Origin of the sequence: Microbacterium sp. 22242 (genome assembly GCF_052045495.1) — a bacterium.
Lineage (GTDB): Bacteria > Actinomycetota > Actinomycetes > Actinomycetales > Microbacteriaceae > Microbacterium.
This window is the reverse complement of sequence record NZ_JBQEOZ010000001.1, coordinates 86,966-107,037: the sequence shown is the minus strand read 5'-3', so window position 1 is coordinate 107,037 and position 20,072 is coordinate 86,966. Positions and strand designations below refer to the sequence as shown.

Genomic DNA, 20,072 nt, shown 5'->3' with positions numbered 1-20,072 from the left:
CCGCCGCCCCAAGTCATCCGTCCTGGCGTACACCAAGACCTCCCAGCTCCCATGGAACCGGTAGGCGCGCTCCCCCACGCGGATACCGAGACAAGCTGTACACGCACCGGACCCCCGCCGTCAACAACCAATATCCGACGGGGCGGAGATCGCTGCCGGACAGTGCTGGATCGCGCGGGCAGCACCCCCGGATGGGTGCGCATAGAGCTCATGCCAGAACCGGCATATGGCCCGATCCCGTCGCGTTTCCTCTCGCAGCCGGACGCGATCCCGGCGCAGACGGAGAACGCCCCCGGCCCCTCGGCGAAGAGGGGATCGGGGGCGTTCTGCCGGAAACCGGGGCTACTTGGCGACAGCCTCTGCCGGCTGTTTCGCCTGCGCGGGCTTCGCGGCGGGTGCCGGAGCGGCGTCCGCGGCCGGGCGCGGCCGGGCGGCGAACTCCTCGAACACCGCGCGCGGCGACTGAAGCGCCTCGATGCCGACGATGTCGCGGCCGAGCCAGAGGTTGTTCCACCAGCCCCACAGGATGCGCCACTTGCGCTCCCACGAGGGCATGGCGAGACCGTGGTAGCCGCGGTGCGCGACCCAGGCGAGGAAGCCCTTGAGCGCGAAGTCGCCGGACTGGAACACGCCGTCGTAGAGACCGAGACCGGCCACCGCGCCGAGGTTCTTGTGGAAGTACTCCTTCGGGTCCTCTCCGCGGAGCACCGCGACCAGGTTCTTCGCGAGCAGCTTCGCCTGGCGCACGGCGTGCTGCGCGTTCGGCACGCACATGCCGCCGACGCCGCCGCCGGACAGGTCGGGGACCGCGGAGACGTCACCGGCGGCCCACGCGCCCTCGATGATCTCGTCGGCCGTGCCGACGCGCAGATCCGCACGGGTCTGGATGCGCCCGCGCTCCTCGACGAGCAGGTCGCCGCCGCGCACGACGGTGGGGTTCGCCATCACACCGGCGGTCCAGATGATGAGGTCGGACGGGATGACCTCGCCCGTGGAGAGCTCGACGTTGCCGTCGACGGCGGCCTTGACCTGGGTGTCCAGGTGCACGTTCGCGCCGCGCTTGGCGAGGTCCTTCAGGACCCACTCGCTCGTCTTCAGCGAGACCTCCGGCATGATCCGGCCCATCGCCTCGATGAGGTGGAAGTGCGTGTCGTCGAAGCTCAGCTGCGGGTACTTCGCGATCAGCGAGGAGGCGAACGAGCGCAGCTCCGCGAACGCCTCGATGCCCGCGAATCCGCCGCCGACGACGACGACGGTGAGCAGGCGGTCGCGCTCCGGGCCGGCCGGGATCGCGGCGGCCTTGTCGAAGTTCGACAGCAGCGTGTCGCGCACGGCGACGGCCTCTTCGATCGTCTTCAGGCCGATCGCGTTGTCCGCGATGCCGGGGATCGGGAACGTGCGGGAGACGGCTCCGGCGGTCACGACGATCTGGTCGTACGCGAACTCGTACGGCTCGCCGACCGCGGGAGCGATGGTGGCGACCTTCTCCGCGTGGTTGATGCCGGTCACCTTCGCGGTGATGACGGTCGTCCGCTTCAGGTGGCGACGGTGCGCGACGACCGCGTGCCGCGGCTCGATCGAGCCGGCGGCCACCTCGGGCAGGAACGGCTGGTACGTCATGTACGGCAGCGGGTCGACCATCGTCACCTCGGCCTCGCCACGGCGGAGGTGCTTCTCCAGCTTCCACGCGGTGTAGAAGCCGGCATAGCCGCCGCCCACGATCAGGATCTTGGGCGCAGCAGCTCTCTGTGCCACGGTGCTCTCAGTCACGGAGGCTTACTCCTCAGTCATCGGGATTTTGGCGTGCGAAGGGCGCGCGCCGAACGGATGCGCCGGGCAGCAGCGGTGACGCCAAGCGCTATCAGGATACCAGGCACGGTGAGTGCGACGAGCGGGAGGGTACCGTACAGCAGTGAATCGGCGCTGGGCACGAGCGGGGAGCCCGGTCGGGAGGGCGCGTCCGCCTGCGGCAGAGGCGGGATCGCGGCCGGCGTCGAGGTGGGCTGCGCGGGCTGCTGCGCCGGCGCCCGGCGGTGCAGGCGCACCCACTCCGACAGGTCTCCGAGCGGGTTCTCGCCGATCGGCGGCAGCGCGGCCGAGACGGCCGCCGCGGCGTCGATGAGTCCGTAGCCGTACTGCGGATCGGGATGCGCCGTCGCCTGCGGGGCCGGACGGGCCGTCAGGATGATCTGGTTGATCACGCTGTCCGCGTTCATGCCGGGGTGCGCGGCCCGGACGAGCGCGACCACTCCGGCCACGATCGGCGCGGCGCCGCTCGTGCCGTTCCAGGTCTCGATCGTCCCGTTCGCGTCGACCCCGAGCAGCGCCTCGCTGGGCGCCGAGACCGCGATCGTGATGCCCTGGGTGGAGGCGGCGCGGCTGGCCACCCCGTGCTGGTCCACTCCCCCGACGGTCAGGACGCCCGGGATGGTCGCCGGCGCGCCCACCATCGACGTGCCGCTGCCGCGGTTGCCGGCGGCGACCACGACCACCACGTCGTGGTCGAAGGCGTACTGGAACGCGTGGTCCCAGCTCTGGTCCCACTCCAGGGTGTTGGTCGTGAACGACAGGTTGATCACGTTCGCGCCGTGATCCACCGCCCACACCATCGCGTCCGCGACCTGCTTGGCGAAGGGCACCGGTGCGGTGGTGCCGAACCCGAGCGAGATCGAGAGCAGCTTCGCCTCCGGGGCGACCCCGATCATGCCGGTCCCGTCGGGACGAGGGCGGCCTGCCGCGAGCGACGCCACCCGGGATCCGTGATCGCTGTCGAGCGGGCCCAGCGGCGTGCGCCCGTCGGGGGATCCGATCCCGGAGACGTCGGTGCCGTCCACGACCGCGCCGTCGAACTGCGGCGGTCCCTTCGCGATCCCGGTGTCGATGACGGCGATCGTGACGCCGGCCCCTCTGGTCGTCTTCCAGGCGTTCTCGATGCCGGCGCCGGGGATCCAGTACTCCGCGGCGCGCTCCGGGTCGGCGGGAGCGCTGGGCGTGGGTGTGGCGGCGACGAGCGGCGCCGCGAGGGCGAGCAGGAGCGCCGCGATGACGATCCGCCATCGCGTCGTGCCGTGCCGCGCCCGCCGCGCCGTCATCGCGCCCGGCTCATCGCGCCTGCGCGGCTCCCGGCTCGGCGCATTCGCAGCGCTCCGGGGACCAGCGGGAGCGGTCCAGGGCCGCGTCGCCGATCGGGTTGACGCCGGGGCCGGCCGCGAGGGCGTGCCCGGCGAGCGCGTGCAGGCACTTCACCCGCGTCGGCATGCCGCCGGCGGACACCCCGGCGATCTCGGCCACGTCCCCGAACTGCGCGCGATCGGCGAGGTAGGCCCGGTGCGCCCGCAGGTAGGCGGCGGCCGTGTCCTCGTCCTCCAGCAGGGCGGCGAGCTCCGGCATCACGTGCTCGGCCTCGAGCGTCGACATCGCGGCCGCGGCGGCCGGGTGGGTGAGGTAGTAGAAGGTGGGGAACGGCGAGCCGTCCGGCAGCCGGGGCAGCGTCGCGACCACGGTCGGGTTGCCGCACGCGCATCGCGCCGCGATCCCGACGACGCCGCGCGCCTCCCGGCCCAGCTGCGCGGAGACGACCGCGAGCTCGGCGTCGGTGGGCGGGGCGAACGGAGGCGTGGTCACCCTTCCAGGGTACGGGGTCACGACGGGAAGGCCGTCAGTGCGCGGCGGTTCCCGCCGCCGTCTGGGCGAGCCCCGCGCCGGTGACGCTGCGCAGCAGCTGCGCGGCCCAGTCCGACGACCGCTGCTGCGGCGTGTCGCTGACCGGCGCCTGCTCCTTCGGCTGCGCGGCCGCGTCGATGTCGTTGTCGATCAGGTAGACGACTTCGCCCGGCTTGACGTAGAACAGCCGCTCCCTGGCCTGGGCGGTGATGTACGCCGGATCGTTCCAGCGCGCGCGCTCGGCCTTCAGGTCGTCGATCTTCTGCTGCGTGACGTGCACCGAGTGCTCGAGCGCCGCGATCCGCTGCTTCTGGTCCAGATAGGTGCCGAGGGTCGGCACGAGCACCCAGGCGCCCAGCACGACCAGGGAGAGCATGATCACCATGAAGCCGCTCAGCCTGATCCCGCCGACCCAGCCGCGCACGTCGACCGCGGCCGGGCCGCGTCCTCGCTGCTCCCGGACAGACGAGGAAGGAGGAGTCCGCCGTTCGGTCATGACTCCTCCTTCACGTCGGCCGGCACACCGGCTCGTCAGCGGATGTGCTGATCAGCCCTTGAAACGCGGGAAGGCGGAGCGGCCGGCGAAGACCGCCGCATCGCCCAGCTCCTCCTCGATGCGCAGAAGCTGATTGTACTTCGCGACCCGCTCCGACCGAGCGGGCGCGCCGCTCTTGATCTGGCCCGAGTTCACGGCGACGACGAGGTCGGCGATCATGGTGTCCTCGGTCTCGCCCGAGCGGTGCGAGAGCATCGTGGTGTAGCCGGAGCGGTGCGCGAGGCTGATGGCGTCGAGCGTCTCGGAGAGCGTGCCGATCTGGTTCACCTTGACCAGCAGCGAGTTGGCGACGCCGAGGTCGATGCCCTTCTGCAGGCGCTCCGGGTTGGTCACGAACAGGTCGTCGCCCACGAGCTGGAGCTGCGAGCCGAGCTTGTCGGTGAGGGCCTTCCAGCCGTCCCAGTCGTCCTCGGCGAGCGCGTCCTCGATCGTGACGATCGGGAAGTCCTGCGCGAGGCCCACGTAGTAGTCGGTGAGCGACGCGGCGTCCCAGTCCTTGCCGTCGAGGCGGTAGACGCCCTCGTTGTAGAACTCGGTCGCCGCGGCGTCGAGGCCGAGCGCGATCTCGGAGCCGGGCGTGAAGCCGGCCTTCTCGATCGCCTTGACCAGGAACTCGAGACCCTCGCGGTTGCTGGGCAGGTCGGGGGCGAAGCCGCCCTCGTCGCCGAGGCCGGTGGCGAAGCCCGCGGCCTTCAGCTCGCCCTTGAGGACGTGGTAGACCTCGGTGCCCCAGCGCAGCGCCTCGGAGAAGCTGTCGGCGCCGATCGGCGCCAGGAAGAACTCCTGCATGTCGATGCCGTTGTCGGCGTGCGAGCCGCCGTTGATGACGTTGAACAGCGGCACGGGCAGCAGGTGCGCGTTCGGGCCGCCGAGGTAGCGGAACAGCGGCAGGTCGGCGGAGTCGGCCGCGGCCTTGGCGACGCCGAGGCTGACGCCCAGGATCGCGTTCGCGCCCACGCGGCTCTTGTTCTCGGTGCCGTCGACCTCGATGAGGATCTCGTCGATGACGCGCTGCTCGCTCGCCTCGACGCCCTCGATCGCGGGGCCGAGCTCGTCGATGACGGCCTCGACCGCCTTGAGCACGCCCTTGCCGCCGTAGCGGCTCTTGTCGCCGTCGCGGAGCTCGTACGCCTCGAAGGCGCCGGTGGACGCACCGGAGGGGACGGCGGCGCGCTGCACGATGCCGTCGTCGAGGAGCACCTCCACCTCGACGGTCGGGTTGCCACGGGAATCCAGAATCTCGCGTGCGCCTACAGCCTCGATCAGTGCCACGGAAGTGCTCCTTGCGTCGGGAGGATTAGGGGGTGGAGCGGCGTCGGTCCGCCGCCCAGTCTAGCCAGTGCGGGGGAAGGGAAAAGGGCCGACGAGCGAGGCCGCAGGCAGACCGGGACGGGATGCGGCTTGCTGTGGAGACCGCATCTCGTCCCGGCCGCCCGCGTCTTCGCTCGACGACCCTGGAGGTCCGGGACCTTACTTCTTGTAGGACTTGACGACGTCGAGCAGGCTCGGCACGTTGGCGTACGCCTCCTCGGCGTTCTCCTTCGTGACGATGACCGGCTTCAGCAGGTAGGCCGGGACGACCTTCTTGCCGTTGTTGTACGACTTCGTGTCGTTGACGTCGACGGTGGAGCCCTTCTGCAGCTCCTGCGTCATCTTGATCGCCTGGGCGACGAGCAGGGAGGTGTCCTTGTTGATCGTGGAGTACTGCACGCCCTCCATGATCGACTTCACGGACTCGACCTCGGAGTCCTGACCGGTGACGACCGGGACCGGCTTGCCGGCCTGCTGCGCCGAGGTGATGATGGCGCGGGCGAGGGTGTCGTTCGGCGAGAGCACGCCGTCCAGCGTGGCCGAGCTGTAGTTCGCCGTGAGGATCGCGTCCATGCGGCGCTGGGCGTTCTCGGCCTTCCAGCCGTCGGTCGCCGTCTGGGTGATGTCGGTCTGCCCCGAGACCACCTTCAGCGTGCCGTCCTTGATCTTCGGCTCGAGCACGTCCATCGCGCCCTTGAAGAAGACCGCCGAGTTGGCGTCGTCCGCGGAGCCGGAGAAGAGCTCGATGTTGTACGGAGCCGGGTGGCCGGCGCGCTTGGCGAGGCCGTCGAGCAGGGCCTGTCCCTGCAGCTGGCCGACCTTGAAGTTGTCGAACGCGACGTAGTAGTCCACGGCGTCGGTGTTCTCGATCAGGCGGTCGTACGCGATGACCGTCGCCCCGGCGTCGTGCGCGGCCTGCACCTGGGTGGACAGCTGCTTGCCGTCCTTCGCGCCGATGATGATGACCTTCGCGCCGCTGGTGACCATGGCCGAGATCTGGTTCTGCTGCTCGGCGACCGTGTTGCTGGCCGGTGCGTACTGCACGTCCGGCTTGAAGCCGGCCTTGTTCAGCCCGTCGGTGAACAGCTTGCCGGCGAGCACCCAGTTCTCACTGGTCTTGTCGGGCAGCGCGACGCCGATCTTGGCGTCGGCTGCGAAGCCCTTGGCTGCCGGGCCGCTCGAGGCGGGCGTGCCGCCGCGCTCGGACGAGCAGCCGGTCAGGGCGAAGGCACCCGCGACGACGATCGCTGTCGCCGAAAGGAGGATCTTCTTCATGTGATCTCTTTCTCTTCTGGTGTGCAGGGATGGATCCGCGCGGTGCGGCCGGTCCCCTACTTCCCGCTCGCGTTGCCGGAAGCGGAGGTCTGGAACGGCTCTTCCCTGCGGGAGAACCGGCGGGTGATGAACCCGGTGAGGGACGGACGGCCCTGCTGCTTGTTCCACACGTCGACGCCGACGGCCAGCAGCAGGACGAGGCCCTTGACCATCGAGACGACGTCGGCGCCGGCGCCGAGCAGCGCCATGCCGTTGTTCAGGAACGCCATGACCAGACCACCGATGATGGATCCGATCACGGTGCCGATGCCGCCGGAGACGGCGGCGCCGCCGATGAAGACCGAGGCGATCGCGTCGAGCTCCCAGCCGTTGCCGTCCTGCGGGCCGGAGGCGGTCGCCCGGGCCACGTAGATCATGGCCGCGACGGACGCGAGCACCGACATGTTCATCATGACGAAGAAGTCGGTCCAGCGGTCCTTCACGCCGGACAGGCGCGCGGCCTGCCGGTTGCCGCCGACCGCGTACAGGTGCCGGCCGAACACGGTGTTGCGCGTCACGAAGGTGTAGATGATCACGAGGACCAGCAGGATCACGCCCGAGACCGGGAAGCTCGTGCCGACGCGGCCGGACGCGAACTGGTAGCCCGCGACGAGGATCAGCACCGACAGGATCACGACCTTGACGACGCTGACCCAGACGGGGGCCACGTCCGTCCCCGCCTTGCGCTGCGAGGCGCGCAGGAAGAACTCGAAGCCGATCACCCAGATCACCGCGAGCAGGGCGAGGATCATCGTGGGCACGTTGAACGGCAGCGGCAGCGCGATCTCGCCGAGGTAGCCGGCGCCGATGTACTGGAAGTCGTTGGGGACGGCCACCGAGGTGGACTGGCCCACCCACTGGTTCGCACCGCGGAAGAAGAGCATGCCGGCCAGGGTGACGATGAACGCCGGCACGCCGACGAAGGCGACCCAGAAGCCCTGCCAGGCTCCGACGAGCACGCCGACGCCGAGGCCGAGCAGAACGGCGGCCCAGGACGGGAAGTGCCAGTCCGCCATCGACTTCGCGACCACGATGCCCACGAACGCGGCCACCGAGCCGACCGACAGGTCGATGTGACCCATGATGATGACCATCACCATGCCGATCGCGAGGATCAGGATGTAGGAGTACTGGTTGACGACGTTGATCAGGTTCCCCGGCGAGAGCGTCAGCCCGCCGGTCCAGACCTGGAAGATCAGGATGATGACGACCAGCGAACCCAGGATGCCGAACTGACGGAGGGTGGACTGGCCGCCGCCCATCATCTTGCCCAGGTCGCGGAATCGGAAGCCGCGGTCCTCGGGATCGAGTGACGGCTGCGTCTTCGGGAGTTCGGTCGTGGTGCTCATGCTGTGGCCTTCTGAGTCAGGGAGGTCATGCTGCGCATGAGCGCCTCCGGGGTGGCTTCGGATGCCGAGAGGCAGTCGGTGACACGCCCCTCGAACACGGTGTAGATGCGGTCGGACATGCCGAGCAGCTCGGGCAGCTCGCTGGAGATCACGATGACGCCCTTGCCCTGCGCGGCGAGCTCGTTGATGATCGCGTAGATCTCGTACTTGGCCCCGACGTCGATGCCGCGGGTGGGCTCGTCGAGGATGAGCAGGTCGGGATCCGTGAACATCCACTTCGCCAGCACGACCTTCTGCTGGTTGCCGCCCGAGAGCGTGTTCACGCCCTGCTCGACGGTGGGGGTCTTGATCCGCAGCGACTTCCGGTACTGCTCGGAGACCTGCGCCTCCTCGATGTCGTTCACCACGCCGCCGCGGGAGATCTTGGAGAGCTTCGCGGAGACGATCGAGCGCTTGATCGAGTCGAGCAGGTTGAGCCCCAGCACCTTGCGGTCCTCGCTCACGTAGGCGAGGCCGTGCCGGATCGCGGAGCGGACGTCGGGGAGCACGATCTCCTGGCCGTCCTTGACGATCGTCCCGGAGAGGAACTGCCCGTAGGAGCGCCCGAAGATGCTCATCGCGAACTCGGTGCGACCGGCGCCCATGAGGCCGGCGATGCCGACGACCTCGCCGCGGCGGACCTCGATGCTGGAACCCTTGACCACCATGCGCTCGGCGACGCTGGGGTGGCGCACCCACCAGTCCTTGACCTCGAAGAAGACGTCGCCGATCTCGGGCGTGCGGTCCGGATAGCGGCTCTCCAGCGAGCGGCCGACCATGCCGCGGATGATGCGGTCCTCGTTGATCTCGCCGCGGCTGACGTCGAGCGTCTCGACCGTGCGGCCGTCGCGGATGATCGTGATCTCGTCGGCGATCTGCTCGATCTCGTTGAGCTTGTGGCTGATGATGATCGACGTGATCCCCTTGGCCTTCAGTCCGAGGATCAGATCGAGCAGGTGCTGCGAGTCGTTCTCGTTCAGGGCCGCCGTGGGCTCGTCCAGGATGAGCAGCTTGACGTCCTTGTTCAGCGCCTTCGCGATCTCGATGAGCTGCTGCTTGCCGACGCCGAGGTGCTTGATCGCGACGTCCGGGTCCTCGCGGAGGCCGACCCGGGCGAGCAGCTCGATCGTCCGCTGCTTCTGCGCGGTCCAGTCGATGCGCACGCCCTGGCGGATCTCGTTGCCGAGGAAGATGTTCTCGGTGATGGAGAGCTCGGGGATGAGCGCGAGCTCCTGGTGGATGATCACGATCCCGGCGTGCTCGCTGGCCGCGATGTCCTTGAACCGCTGCTCCTGCCCGTACAGCAGGATCTCGCCGTCGTAGCTCCCGTACGGGTACACCCCCGAGAGCACCTTCATCAGGGTGGACTTGCCGGCGCCGTTCTCGCCGCAGATGGCGTGCACCTCGCCGGTGCGAACGGTGATCGACACATCCGAGAGGGCCCTCACGCCCGGGAACTCCTTCGTGATGCTGCGCATCTCGAGGATCGGTCCCGTCACAGTCGGCAACGCCGTCGTCTCGCTCACGGATCTCCTTCGATACCAGGTCCGGTGATGTTCCGGTCAATGTTACCGTTCACATCGGGTTACATCGTGCCCTGCCTGCGCGGGCAGTGTCAAGTGCCCCCGCCGATTTCGTTTCCCTACCGTGACGCGGCGGACTCGCGGCCGCACAGCACGGGCACCACGGGCCCGAACACCGGCGCCGACTCCCCGCGGATCTGCGCGAGGAGGATCTGCACGGCGCGCCGGCCCAGCTCGGGGAAGTCCTGGTGCACGGTCGTCAGCGGCGGCGCGACGTGAGCCGCGACGGGCACGTCGTCGAAGCCGACCACGCTGACGTCCGCCGGAATGCGCAGCCCCGCGTCGCGGAAGCCGTGCATGAGCCCGATCGCCATCAGGTCGTTCGCGGCGAACACCGCCGTGAAGTCGCGTCGGCGGGCGAGCTCCTGCCCCGCGAAGTAGCCGAAGTCCGCGCTCCAGTCCCCCCGGATCGGCGGGATCGTGGGGAGGTCGGCATCCCGCATCGCGTCGAGATAGCCGCGCATCCGCGACTCGGCCTCGATCCAGTCCTGCGGGCCGGCCAGGTGCAGGATGTCGCTGTGGCCGAGGCCGATCAGGTACTCCGTGATCATGCGGGCGCCCGCGAGCTGATCCGCGGAATGGCTGACCCCGTCGGACCCCGAGGCCGTCTGCAGGCTCACGAACGGGACGGACACGGCCATGCCGCGCAGCACGTTGAACACGCGCACCTGCGGGGCGAGCACCACGATGCCGTCGACCGGCTCGCGGACCAGCTGCCGCACGGCGTGCCCGATCGCCTCCGGCGTGGTGTCCGGCAGGTTGAGCGTGCTGATGGCGTAGCGCTCGGCGCGCGCCGCGTCCTCGATCGCGGCGATCGAGGAGGTCGGCCCGAACTCCCCCGTCGTCGCGGACAGGATCCCGAGGGTGTTCGACCGGCTCGTCGCGAGCGCGCGCGCCGCGACGTTGGGCCGGTAGTCGAGGACCCGGATCGCGTCGAGCACGCGCTCCTTGGTCTCCGGCCGGATGCTGGGATGGTCGTTCAGCACGCGCGAGACGGTCTGGTGCGAGACGCCGGCGAGGCGGGCGACATCGCGGATGCTGGGCATCCGGGCACGCTCGGAGGCGGTGGACATGCAGAGCCTCCTCGATGTGCACGGTCACATGAATCACTCCATTATGGCCGTGCGGGGTTCACCGCGCACCCGCCGTCGCCGCCCGCGGTTCCGTGCCGCGCTGCTCGGGCCTGCGGGCGGAGCCGCAGTCAGCGCTGCTCGGCGGCCGAGATGACGTGCGCCCCGCGCACCGGGCCGTGCGCACGGAGGGCCGCGCGGCCCCGCGCGCGCAGCCGTTCGGCCGTGCGGTCGGCGGTCGGCGCGTCCTCGCACAGCAGCGCGATCGTCGGCCCGGATCCGGAGACGATCCCCGCCAGGACCGCTCCGCCGACCTCCCGGTCGATCGTCTCCTCCAGCTCAGGACGCAGCCGGAAGGAACCCGCCTCGAGCTGATTGCGCAGGCACCCGGCGAGCTCCTCGGGCTCCCCCGTGAGCAGCGCCTGGAAGAACGACGGCGGAACCTCGAACGGGTCGATCTCCTCGCGTCCCGCATAGAACGCGGGCCCGTTCTCGGCCCGCACCACGTCGTAGGCGCGGTAGACGGCAGGCGTGGAGAGTCCCTCGTCATCGGGGATCAGCACCCACTCGTAGCGTCCGCGGGCGAGCGCGGGCGTGAGCACGTCGCCGCGCCCCGTGCCCACCGCGGTGCCCCCGCTCAGCGCGAACGGCACGTCGGCGCCGAGACGCGCTCCGAGCTCGTGCAGCCGGTCGTGGCCGAGCCCGGTGCGCCACAGCTCGTTGCAGGCGACCAGGGCGGCGGCCGCGTCGGCGGATCCCCCGCCCATCCCGCCCGCGACCGGCACGCTCTTGCGGATCTCCAGGTGCACCCCGCCGTCATGCCCGGTGGCGGCGGCCAGCACCTTGGCGGCGCGCATCGCGAGGTTCCGATCGTCCAGCGGCACCGTGGACGGATCCGCGACGCCCGTCACGGCCAGCGAGAAGTCGTCGGACGGGGTCGCGATCACGTCCTCGTAGAGCGAGACCGCCTGGAAGACCGTGGACAGGGCGTGGTAGCCGTCGCCGTCGAGCGGGCCGACGCCCAGGAACAGGTTGATCTTGCCCGGCGCGCGGACGTGCACCCGGTCCCGGCGCTCCCCCGCGTCGCTCACCGGATCACAGCTCCGAGGAGACGGACCACAGGTTCACGTCGAGGCCGGCGCCGGCGATCTCGTCGATGCGGGCGAGCTCCTCCGCGGTGAGCTCGGGCGCGTCGAGCGCGGCGAGGTTCTCATCGAGCTGGGCCGGGCGGGACGCGCCGATCAGCGCCGAGGCCACCACGCCGTCCCGCAGCACCCACTGCAGAGCCAGCTGGGCGAGGCTCTGACCGCGCTCCCGCGCGACCTCGTCCAGCGCGCGCAGCGTCGCCAGGCCCTCGTCGCTCAGCCTTCCCTCCGGAAGCGATCCGCGCTTCTGCGCCCGCTCCGCGACGCCGTCGCGGAGGTACTTGCCCGTGAGCAGGCCCTGGGCGAGCGGTGTGAACGCGATCGCGCCCATGCCCTCCTCGCGGAGGCTCTCGGTCAGGCCGTCCTCGACCCAGCGGTTCAGGATCGAGTACGCGGGCTGGTGGATGACCAGCGGCGTGCCGAGCTCGCGGGCGATGTCGGCGGCAGCCTCGGTGCGCTCGGCGCTGTACGAGGAGATGCCGACGTACAGCGCCTTGCCCTGGCGGACCAGCGTGTCCAGCGCCCCGATCGTCTCCTCGACCGGCGTGACCGGGTCGGCACGGTGCGAGTAGAAGATGTCGACGTAGTCCAGCCCCATACGGGTGAGCGACTGCTCCGCGCTCGCGAGGATGTACTTGCGGCTGCCGAGGTCGCCGTACGGCCCCGGCCACATGTCCCAGCCGGCCTTGGACGAGATGATCAGCTCGTCGCGGTAGGGCGCGAAGTCCTCCGCGAAGATGCGGCCGAAGTTCTTCTCCGCCGAACCGTACGGCGGCCCGTAGTTGTTGGCCAGGTCGAAATGGGTGATGCCGCGGTCGAACGCGTGCCGCAGCAACTCGCGCTGGCTGTCCAGAGGGATGTTGTCGCCGAAGTTCCACCACAGTCCGAGCGAGATCGCGGGGAGGTAGAGGCCGGAAGACCCCACCTGGCGGAAGCGTGCGCCCTCGTATCGATCCGCGGCAGCGGAGTACGGGCGATGGATGTCGAGAACGTCGGGGCGGAAGCGCGGCTCGGTCACGGTCCCAGGTTAGCGGGCCCCGGTCCTGCGGCACCCTGGCAGTCCGCACCGGATCCAGGCGGGGACGATCGGAGCGGCGCCGTCCTCGTCGCGCGAGAGGACACCCCGCCAGGACCCGGAAATTGGCTATGCTGTTTCGCCACAAGCGGACCGACCCCGATCCGCGTCCGACGAACGCTTGCCCGAGTGCGGACCCATACCCGGCCCTGACCCCGCCCGAGCGTGCGGCGACAGGATCAGTCATGCACTGGCACCGGCGCATTCCCCTCGCTCTCACTGCCGCGGGAGCCCTCGGCGCGGGCGTCATCGCCTCGGCGTCGACCACGGCCGATCCCGGCTGGTGGCAGTCCTGCTTCAGCCGGCTCGGCGCGATGGGCGATGCCTCCAGCCTGGTGTTCAACGGCGGCGTGATCGTCGCGGGAGCGGTGATCATCGCTTCCGCGATACCCACGGCCGTGCGCCTGCATGCCGCGTCTCCGGCGGGATCCTGGGCGAGAAGCGCCCTTCCGACGCTTCTCCCGCTGCTCATCGCCGCCCTCGGGCTGAGCCTCGTGCTGATCGGGCTGCTCCCCCTGTCCGTCGACCTCGCCGGCCATGAGACCGCGGCCAACGGGGCGATCGCATCCTCCGCGGCGATGCTGATCCTGCACCGGGTGTTCCTGCGCGGACTGTCCCGCGCCCTCGACGGGATCGCGACCGGAGCCGCGGTCGTTCTCACCGTCGGCTTCATCGGCATGACGGCCGGGCTGGTGTCGCTGACGGTGTTCGAGGGGCTGGCGTTCGGCGTCATCCTGTCGTGGCTGCACACGCTCGAACGGCGTCTGAAGGGGTCTGATGAGGGCGTGCGGAAGCAACTCTCAGCAAACTCTCAGCAAAGAGTCTTGTCCCCCATTTGGGGGACAAGCACTCTCGGTGTTACGCTCAAGTCCGCACCTGGGGAAGCCGGCCAAGTTCTGGGGACGTTGTCCGGCTAGATGCACTCCGATGGAATGTGTCGTGCCTGCTCGGGAACCCGAAACCCGGGCGGCACGACACCTCGGTGCCGACGAGGCTCAGGTGGCCCGCGCGATCCGGTGGTAGTCGTCCACCGTCAGATCCTCGCCCCGCGCTGTGGGCGCGACGCCCGCCGCTTCCAGCACGGCCGAAGCCTCCGCCGAACTGCCGAAGACGCCGGAGAGCGCCTGCCGCAGCATCTTGCGGCGCTGGTTGAACGCCGCGTCCACGATCGTGAAGGTGCGGAGCCGCACCTCCTCCGAGCCGCGCGGGTCCGCGTCGCGGTGGAAGCCGACGAGCAGGCTGTCGACGTTCGGCACCGGCCAGAAGACCTGCCGTGACACCGTGCCGCACAGGCGCCACGGACCGTACCAGGCGGCCTTCACGCTCGGCGCGCCGTAGATCTTCGAGCCCGGCTTCGCCGCGAGGCGCTCGGCGACCTCGGCCTGCACCATCACGACACCGCGCTGCAGATACGGGAACGTCTCGAGGAAGTGCAGCAGCACCGGCACCGAAACGTTGTACGGCAGGTTCGCGACGAGCACCGTCGGGTCCCCCGGCAGCTCGGTCACACGCAGGGCGTCGGCGTCCACGACGGTCAGGGCGCCCTCGGGGACGCCTCGTTCGAGAGCGGTCTGCGGCAGCCGCGCGGCCAGGCGGTGGTCGATCTCGACGGCCGTGACCGCCGCTCCGGTCTCCAGGATCGCGAGGGTGAGGGATCCCAGGCCCGGCCCGATCTCGACGACCCGCTCGGCCGGCTGCACCTCGGCCGCCTGCACGATCTTGCGCACCGTGTTGGCGTCGACCACGAAGTTCTGGCCGAGCCGTTTCGTGGGCGTCACGTCGAGATCGGCGGCCAGCCGGCGGATGTCGGCGGCGCCGAGCAGGGAGACGGTCATCCCCCCATTCTCCGGCATGGCGCCGGGCCGCCCGCACCGGCTCCTCGATCCGGCGGTGGGGTTCCCTCGCGCGGACGCGGTGCCTCGCCCCGGACGGCGCGCCGAAGGACGGCGCTCAAGCGAACGAGCCGTAGACCTCGAGGGTGTTCGCGGCGATCGTCGCGCCGAGCTCGCCGACGTCGAGGCCGAGCTCTGCAGCCATGAAGCGCAGTGTGAGCGGGATCAGGTAGGGCGCGTTCGGGCGTCCGCGCAGCGGCGTCGGGGTCAGGAACGGGGCGTCGGTCTCGACCAGGATCCGCTCGCGCGGCGTGACCCGGAGGGCGTCCCGCAGATTCTGCGCGTTCTTGAACGTCACGTTCCCCGCGAACGACAGGTAGTACCCCGCCTCCGCGCACACCCGCGCCATCGCCTCGTCGCCCGAGAAGCAGTGGAACACGGTGCGCTCCGGGGCGCCGACGCGGGTCAGCGTCTCCAGGACGTCGTCGTGCGCGTCGCGATCGTGGATCTGCATCGCGATGCCGTGCTTCTTCGCGAGCGCGATGTGCGCCTCGAAGGACGCGTGCTGGGCGGCCCGCCCCGGCTCTTCGGTGCGGAAGTAGTCCAGCCCGGTCTCGCCGATCGCCCGGGTGCGCGGACGCGCGGCGAGCTCGTCGATGACCGCGAGGGCCTCGTCGAGACGTCCGGCCCCGGCGTACGCCGGCGCATCGTTCGGGTGGATCGCGACGGCCGCGAGCACGCGCGGATCCGACTCCGCCGCCGCCACGGCCCAGCGCGAGGACTCGATGTCGCCCGAGGCCTGCACGACGCCCGCGATCCCGACGGCCTGCGCCCGGTCCAGCTGCTCGGCGAGGGACAGCCCCTCCTCACCGTCCGCGATCTCGAGGTGGCAGTGGTTGTCGTAGACCGGGACGGCCAGCGGCTCCGGCGCAGGCGGATAGCGCAGATCCTTGCGTCCGTCCGTCGCGCGCTCGCGCACGGATGTCTCGGGCGTCTCAGCCATGCGTCTCCTCGTGGCGCTCCTGGCTCAGGCCGAGGCCTCGATGCGCGGGAACAGCGGCGAGAGTGCCTGCACCTGCGTGCCGACGGGCAGCTGCCCCCAGCGGCCCGCCTCGCGGATGGGCTGCGCGGTGAGGGCGCCCAGGGCATCCCCGGCGCCGAGGGCGTCCCAGAGCTTCCCTGTGGCCTGCGGCATCACCGGCGAGAGCAGCACGGACAGTGCGCGCAGACCCTCGGCGCAGGTGTACAGCACGGTGCCGAGGCGGTCCTTCTGGTCCTCGTCCCTCGCCAGCGCCCACGGCTCGTTCTCCGTGATGTAGCCGTTCAGGGCGTCGACGATCGTCCACACGTCGGCGATCGCTTCGTCGATCCGGAACCGGTCCACGGCGGCGTCCGCATTCGTCGCAGCCTCGGCGACGATCCGCTGCACGGCCAGGTCCTGCTCGGTGTACTCCGCCGCAGCCGGCACGACCCCGCCGAAGTAGCGCTCGATCATCGCGATCGTGCGCGAGGCGAGGTTGCCGAAGCCGTTCGCGAGCTCGGCCTGGTAGCGCGCCGACAGGTCCTCCCAGGAGAAGGATCCGTCCTGCCCGAACGCGATCGCGGAGAGGAAGTAGAACCGGTACGCGTCGGATCCGAAGACGTCGGTGATCTCGGTCGGCGCGATGCCGGTGAGCTTCGACTTCGACATCTTCTCGCCGCCGACGAGGAGCCAGCCGTGCGCGAACACGCCCTTGGGGACCTCGAGGCCCGCGGCCATGAGCATGGCGGGCCAGATCACCGCGTGGAAGCGCAGGATGTCCTTGCCGACCACGTGGTAGCCGGGCCAGCGGCGATCGAACGTGGTCCCTGAGCCTGTCGAAGGGTCGTCGGATCCGTAGCCGACCGCGGTCACGTAGTTGAGCAGCGCGTCGACCCACACGTAGATCACGTGCGAGGTGTCCCAGGGCAGCGGGATGCCCCAGTCGAACGTGGAGCGGGAGATCGACAGGTCCTTCAGGCCCTGCGACACGAACGAGACCACCTCGTTGCGCGCCGAGTCCGGGCGCACGAAGTCGGGCTCGGTCTTGTAGAGCTCGAGCAGGCGATCCTGGAACTCGCTGAGCTTGAAGAAGTAGTTCTTCTCCTGCAGCAGCTCGAGCGGCTTGGAGTGGATCGCGCAGACCTTGAGCCCCTCGAAGGGGCCCGTGCCGTCGACGATCTCGGACTCGGGCTTGAACTCCTCGCAGCCCACGCAGTACAGCGCCTCGTACTCGCCGGCGTAGATGTAGCCCGCGTCGTAGAGCTTCTGGAAGAACACCTGCACGTTGGTCTCGTGCCGCTCCTGCGTGGTGCGGATGAAGTCGTCGTTCGCGACGTCGAGCGTGTTCAGCAGCGGGAACCAGCTCTCGGTGACGAGCTTGTCCACCCACTCCTGCGGCGTCACGCCGTTCGCGGCGGCGGCGCGCAGCATCTTCTGGCCGTGCTCGTCGGTGCCCGTCAGCATCCAGGTGTCGTCACCGGCCTGACGGTGCCAGCGCGCGAGCGTGTCGACGGCGACGCTGGTGTAGCCGTGCCCGATGTGGGGCACGTCCGACGGGTAGTAGATCGGCGTGGTGATGTAGAAGGACTCGCCTGCGGGCATGCGTTCGATTCTAGGGCGGTCGCGAGGGGCGGTCTGGACGATGACGAGCCCCTCCGGACTCGGTCGGTCCTGACGCATGATTGACAGCCCCCTGTCAAAGAGGCAGAATCGCGCCGTGGAGAGCGATCAGCATCCGTACGGTCCGGATCAGCGCCTCGCGGTCTTCGCGCTCGAGGTGTTCCGTGTGAACGGTCTTCTCGCGCGCAGCGGAGAGCGGATCGCGGCCGTCGCGGGCCAGTCCGCCGCACGATGGCAGGTGCTCGGGCGCGCTCATTTCCAGCCCAGGACGGTCGCCCGGATCGCCCGCGAGCTGGGGCTGGCTCGGCAGAGTGTGCAGACCGTCGCCAACGCACTGCGCGACGACGGCCTGATCGCGTACCTCGACAACCCGGCCGACCGGCGCGCACGGCTGGTCACCACGACCCCGTGGGGCGCGGCCGTGCTCGCGCGGATCGAGACGGCCAATGAGACGTGGGCTTCCCGCGTGATGCCATGGCTGTCGGCGGAGGACCTCGAGCAGGCGACGGTCCTGCTCGAGCGGATCGGCTCGGCGATCGAGCGCGATCTCGACGTAGGAGAGGAACCGGCATGAACCACTACATCGTGCTCTACCACGCGCCGCGATCGGTCGCGGAGCGCTTCGCCCGGGCCACCCCCGAGGAGGCTCAGGCGGGACTCGGGGCGTGGCAGGAGTGGGCGGAGCGGCTCGGGCCCGCGCTCGTCTACCCCGGCAGTCCGCTCGCGCAGGCGCTCACCGTGACCGCGGGCGGCGCGGTCGACGCCGACACCGACGTGATCGGCATGTCGATCCTGCAGGCGGCGACGAGGGATGCCGCGCTCGATCTCGTCCGCGCGCATCACCATCTCACCTGGGACGAGGGCTGCTGCATCGCGCTGCTCGAGGAGGCGCAGATCCCGGAACTGGCCCGCCCGTGAACGCGTCGCTCATCCCCTCACCGCGTCGCTCACCCACCTGACGGAGGATCGGCGCTCGGCGATGATCGCGCCGTGCGGGCGGACGCTGCCGGCGGTACCGGGCTCGCGCTCGCGGCACTCCGCGTGCACCACGACGAGGCCCGTGTCGTCGAGCAGGGCGGTGAGCGCCTCGGCCGACCAGTAGTAGGCCGGCGTGACCGCGTGCGCGAACCGCTCCCGCGGTTCGCCGTCGAAGAACCCGATCAGCAGACGCCCGCCGGGAGCCAGCACGCGCCCGAGCTCGGCGACGACCGCGGGGAGCTCGGGCGGCGCCAGGTGGATGAGCGAATACCAGGCGAGGATCCCGCCGAAGGCTCCGTCGGGGAAAGGCAGGGCGCGGATCGACGCCCTCTCGAAACGCAGCGCCGGATGCCGCTCTCGGGCGGCCATGAGGAACTCGGCCGACACGTCGACGCCGACCACGTCGCGGCGCGGTGCGCCGACGCAGCCCGGTGGCGAGTCCGCCAGGAACGCCGTCCACTGCCCCGGTCCGCATCCGGCGTCGAGCAGCGGGCCGGGAGTCTCGTCCCGCCACCGGCCGATCAGGGCGATGTCGGCTCGCTCCATCTGCTCGATGCTGCCGATCAGCGCGATGTACTCCGCGGCCCTGGCATCGTACGCGGCGGCGACCCGCGCGTCGCCGGCGGAGTCGCTCACAACGTCATCCTGGAATCCGGATCAGCGCGCGGCGAGCGCCGCCTGATACAGGTCCCGGGAGCGCAGACCGGTCGCGGCGGCAACCTCGGCGCAGGCCTCCTTCAGGCGCATTCCCGAGGCGACCAGCGCCTGCACCTGCACCAGCGCGTCCTCGGGCGACACGTCGCGCGGCGTCGCTCCGGAGACGACCACGACGATCTCGCCCTTCACTCCCCCGTCGGCCCACGCGGCGAGCGCGGCGAGCCCGTCGCGGCGCACCTCCTCGTAGAGCTTGGTGAGCTCGCGGCAGACCGCGGCACGGCGATCCGCGCCGAAGGCCTCCGCCATGTCGTGCAGGGTCGCGGCGAGGCGGGACGGCGACTCGAAGAACACCATCGTGCGCGGCTCGGCGGCGACCGCGGCGAGGGCGGTGCGGCGCTCCCCCGGCTTGCGCGGCAGGAAGCCCTCGAATGTGAACCGGTCCGTCGGCAGACCTGCCACGGCGAGCGCCGTCACCACCGCACTCGGCCCGGGGATCGCCGTCACCGTCACGCCGCGCTCGGCCGCGGCGGCCACCAGCCCGTACCCGGGGTCGCTCACGGTCGGCATCCCGGCGTCGCTGAGCACCACGATGTCCTCGGTCGCGGCGAGCTCTGCGAGCTCGGCGGACTTCGCCTTCTCGTTGTGATCGTGCAGCGCGATGAGGCGGGGACGGTTCGCGATCCCGAGCCCCTGCAGCAGCCGCTGCGTGGTGCGGGTGTCCTCCGCGGCGATGATCCCGGCGTTCTCCAGCACCTCCACGAGGCGCTTCGACGCGTCGCCCAGATTGCCGATCGGAGTGGCCGCGAGGATGATCATCCGCCCCAGCATAGGCCTCGACACGGCCAGCATAAGCTGGTGC

At 70.4% G+C, this 20,072-nt stretch carries 19 protein-coding genes; 3 read left to right on the top strand and 16 right to left on the bottom strand.

All coding sequences use genetic code 11. The features are described 5' to 3' along the window. Positions 1–342 precede the first annotated feature (342 nt). The 11 genes from ACTJJZ_RS00510 to mgrA form a co-directional block, all read right to left on the bottom strand. The gene (locus ACTJJZ_RS00510; protein ID WP_440719207.1) at positions 343–1,770 is read right to left on the bottom strand and encodes an NAD(P)/FAD-dependent oxidoreductase; all 1,428 of its coding nucleotides are present in this window, start codon (positions 1,768–1,770) and stop codon (positions 343–345) included. A gap of 17 nt (positions 1,771–1,787) precedes the next feature. Next, positions 1,788–3,092, bottom strand: coding sequence for a S8 family peptidase (locus ACTJJZ_RS00505; RefSeq protein WP_440719206.1), 1,305 nt, complete (start codon positions 3,090–3,092; stop codon positions 1,788–1,790). A gap of 10 nt (positions 3,093–3,102) precedes the next feature. Next, complete coding sequence (locus tag ACTJJZ_RS00500) at positions 3,103–3,624, bottom strand: DUF501 domain-containing protein (protein WP_440719205.1); 522 nt, start codon at positions 3,622–3,624, stop codon at positions 3,103–3,105. 34 nt (positions 3,625–3,658) lie between these two features. Continuing rightward, entirely contained in the window at positions 3,659–4,159 is a 501-nt protein-coding gene (locus ACTJJZ_RS00495) for an FtsB family cell division protein (protein WP_440719204.1), read from the bottom strand. Between the two features lie 51 nt (positions 4,160–4,210). Further along, the gene (gene eno, locus ACTJJZ_RS00490) at positions 4,211–5,491 is read right to left on the bottom strand and encodes a phosphopyruvate hydratase (protein ID WP_440719203.1); all 1,281 of its coding nucleotides are present in this window, start codon (positions 5,489–5,491) and stop codon (positions 4,211–4,213) included. Positions 5,492–5,689: 198 nt separating this feature from the next. Then, the gene (locus tag ACTJJZ_RS00485) at positions 5,690–6,805 is read right to left on the bottom strand and encodes a substrate-binding domain-containing protein (RefSeq protein ID WP_440719202.1); all 1,116 of its coding nucleotides are present in this window, start codon (positions 6,803–6,805) and stop codon (positions 5,690–5,692) included. Positions 6,806–6,861: 56 nt separating this feature from the next. Beyond that, positions 6,862–8,193 carry a multiple monosaccharide ABC transporter permease gene (mmsB, locus tag ACTJJZ_RS00480; RefSeq protein WP_440719201.1) on the bottom strand — a complete coding sequence of 444 codons (1,332 nt, stop codon included), beginning with the start codon at positions 8,191–8,193 and terminating at the stop codon, positions 6,862–6,864. Next, positions 8,190–9,710 carry a multiple monosaccharide ABC transporter ATP-binding protein gene (mmsA, locus tag ACTJJZ_RS00475; RefSeq protein ID WP_440719434.1) on the bottom strand — a complete coding sequence of 507 codons (1,521 nt, stop codon included), beginning with the start codon at positions 9,708–9,710 and terminating at the stop codon, positions 8,190–8,192. Before mmsA ends, mmsB begins: the two co-directional genes overlap by 4 nt. Positions 9,711–9,874: 164 nt before the next feature. After that, on the bottom strand, positions 9,875–10,888 hold the full coding sequence (locus ACTJJZ_RS00470; RefSeq protein WP_440719200.1) for a LacI family DNA-binding transcriptional regulator: 1,014 nt from the start codon (positions 10,886–10,888) through the stop codon (positions 9,875–9,877). Positions 10,889–11,016: 128 nt separating this feature from the next. After that, positions 11,017–11,976, bottom strand: a complete 960-nt coding sequence (locus ACTJJZ_RS00465) for a 4-(cytidine 5'-diphospho)-2-C-methyl-D-erythritol kinase (RefSeq protein WP_440719199.1) — start codon at positions 11,974–11,976, stop codon at positions 11,017–11,019. 4 nt (positions 11,977–11,980) lie between these two features. Further along, positions 11,981–13,048 (bottom strand): L-glyceraldehyde 3-phosphate reductase, encoded by a 1,068-nt coding sequence (gene mgrA / locus ACTJJZ_RS00460; RefSeq protein WP_440719198.1) that lies wholly within the window; start codon positions 13,046–13,048, stop codon positions 11,981–11,983. A 242-nt stretch (positions 13,049–13,290) separates the two neighbouring features. On the opposite strand from mgrA, the gene ACTJJZ_RS00455 reads away from it, so the two are divergent. Next, complete coding sequence (locus ACTJJZ_RS00455; RefSeq protein WP_440719197.1) at positions 13,291–14,022, top strand: hypothetical protein; 732 nt, start codon at positions 13,291–13,293, stop codon at positions 14,020–14,022. 78 nt (positions 14,023–14,100) lie between these two features. Here the strand turns inward: ACTJJZ_RS00455 and rsmA are convergent, their stop codons facing one another. The 3 genes from rsmA to metG all read right to left on the bottom strand — a co-directional run bounded on the left by rsmA (position 14,101) and on the right by metG (position 17,560). Further along, a complete protein-coding gene (gene rsmA / locus ACTJJZ_RS00450) occupies positions 14,101–14,940 on the bottom strand; it encodes a 16S rRNA (adenine(1518)-N(6)/adenine(1519)-N(6))-dimethyltransferase RsmA (protein WP_440719196.1) in 840 nt (279 codons plus the stop codon). 115 nt (positions 14,941–15,055) lie between these two features. Further along, a complete protein-coding gene (locus ACTJJZ_RS00445; RefSeq protein ID WP_440719195.1) occupies positions 15,056–15,940 on the bottom strand; it encodes a TatD family hydrolase in 885 nt (294 codons plus the stop codon). A 24-nt stretch (positions 15,941–15,964) separates the two neighbouring features. Next, entirely contained in the window at positions 15,965–17,560 is a 1,596-nt protein-coding gene (gene metG, locus ACTJJZ_RS00440) for a methionine--tRNA ligase (RefSeq protein WP_440719194.1), read from the bottom strand. Between the two features lie 115 nt (positions 17,561–17,675). On the opposite strand from metG, the gene ACTJJZ_RS00435 reads away from it, so the two are divergent. Next, positions 17,676–18,152, top strand: coding sequence for a MarR family winged helix-turn-helix transcriptional regulator (locus ACTJJZ_RS00435; protein ID WP_440719193.1), 477 nt, complete (start codon positions 17,676–17,678; stop codon positions 18,150–18,152). Then, positions 18,149–18,496 (top strand): hypothetical protein, encoded by a 348-nt coding sequence (locus tag ACTJJZ_RS00430; protein ID WP_440719192.1) that lies wholly within the window; start codon positions 18,149–18,151, stop codon positions 18,494–18,496. Before ACTJJZ_RS00435 ends, ACTJJZ_RS00430 begins: the two co-directional genes overlap by 4 nt. Positions 18,497–18,505: 9 nt before the next feature. On the opposite strand, the gene ACTJJZ_RS00425 is transcribed toward ACTJJZ_RS00430, so the two are convergent. Together ACTJJZ_RS00425 and rsmI are read right to left on the bottom strand one after the other, a co-directional pair. Continuing rightward, positions 18,506–19,192 carry a class I SAM-dependent methyltransferase gene (locus tag ACTJJZ_RS00425; protein WP_440719191.1) on the bottom strand — a complete coding sequence of 229 codons (687 nt, stop codon included), beginning with the start codon at positions 19,190–19,192 and terminating at the stop codon, positions 18,506–18,508. A 21-nt stretch (positions 19,193–19,213) separates the two neighbouring features. Then, the gene (gene rsmI, locus ACTJJZ_RS00420) at positions 19,214–20,029 is read right to left on the bottom strand and encodes a 16S rRNA (cytidine(1402)-2'-O)-methyltransferase (RefSeq protein ID WP_440719190.1); all 816 of its coding nucleotides are present in this window, start codon (positions 20,027–20,029) and stop codon (positions 19,214–19,216) included. Positions 20,030–20,072 lie beyond the last annotated feature (43 nt).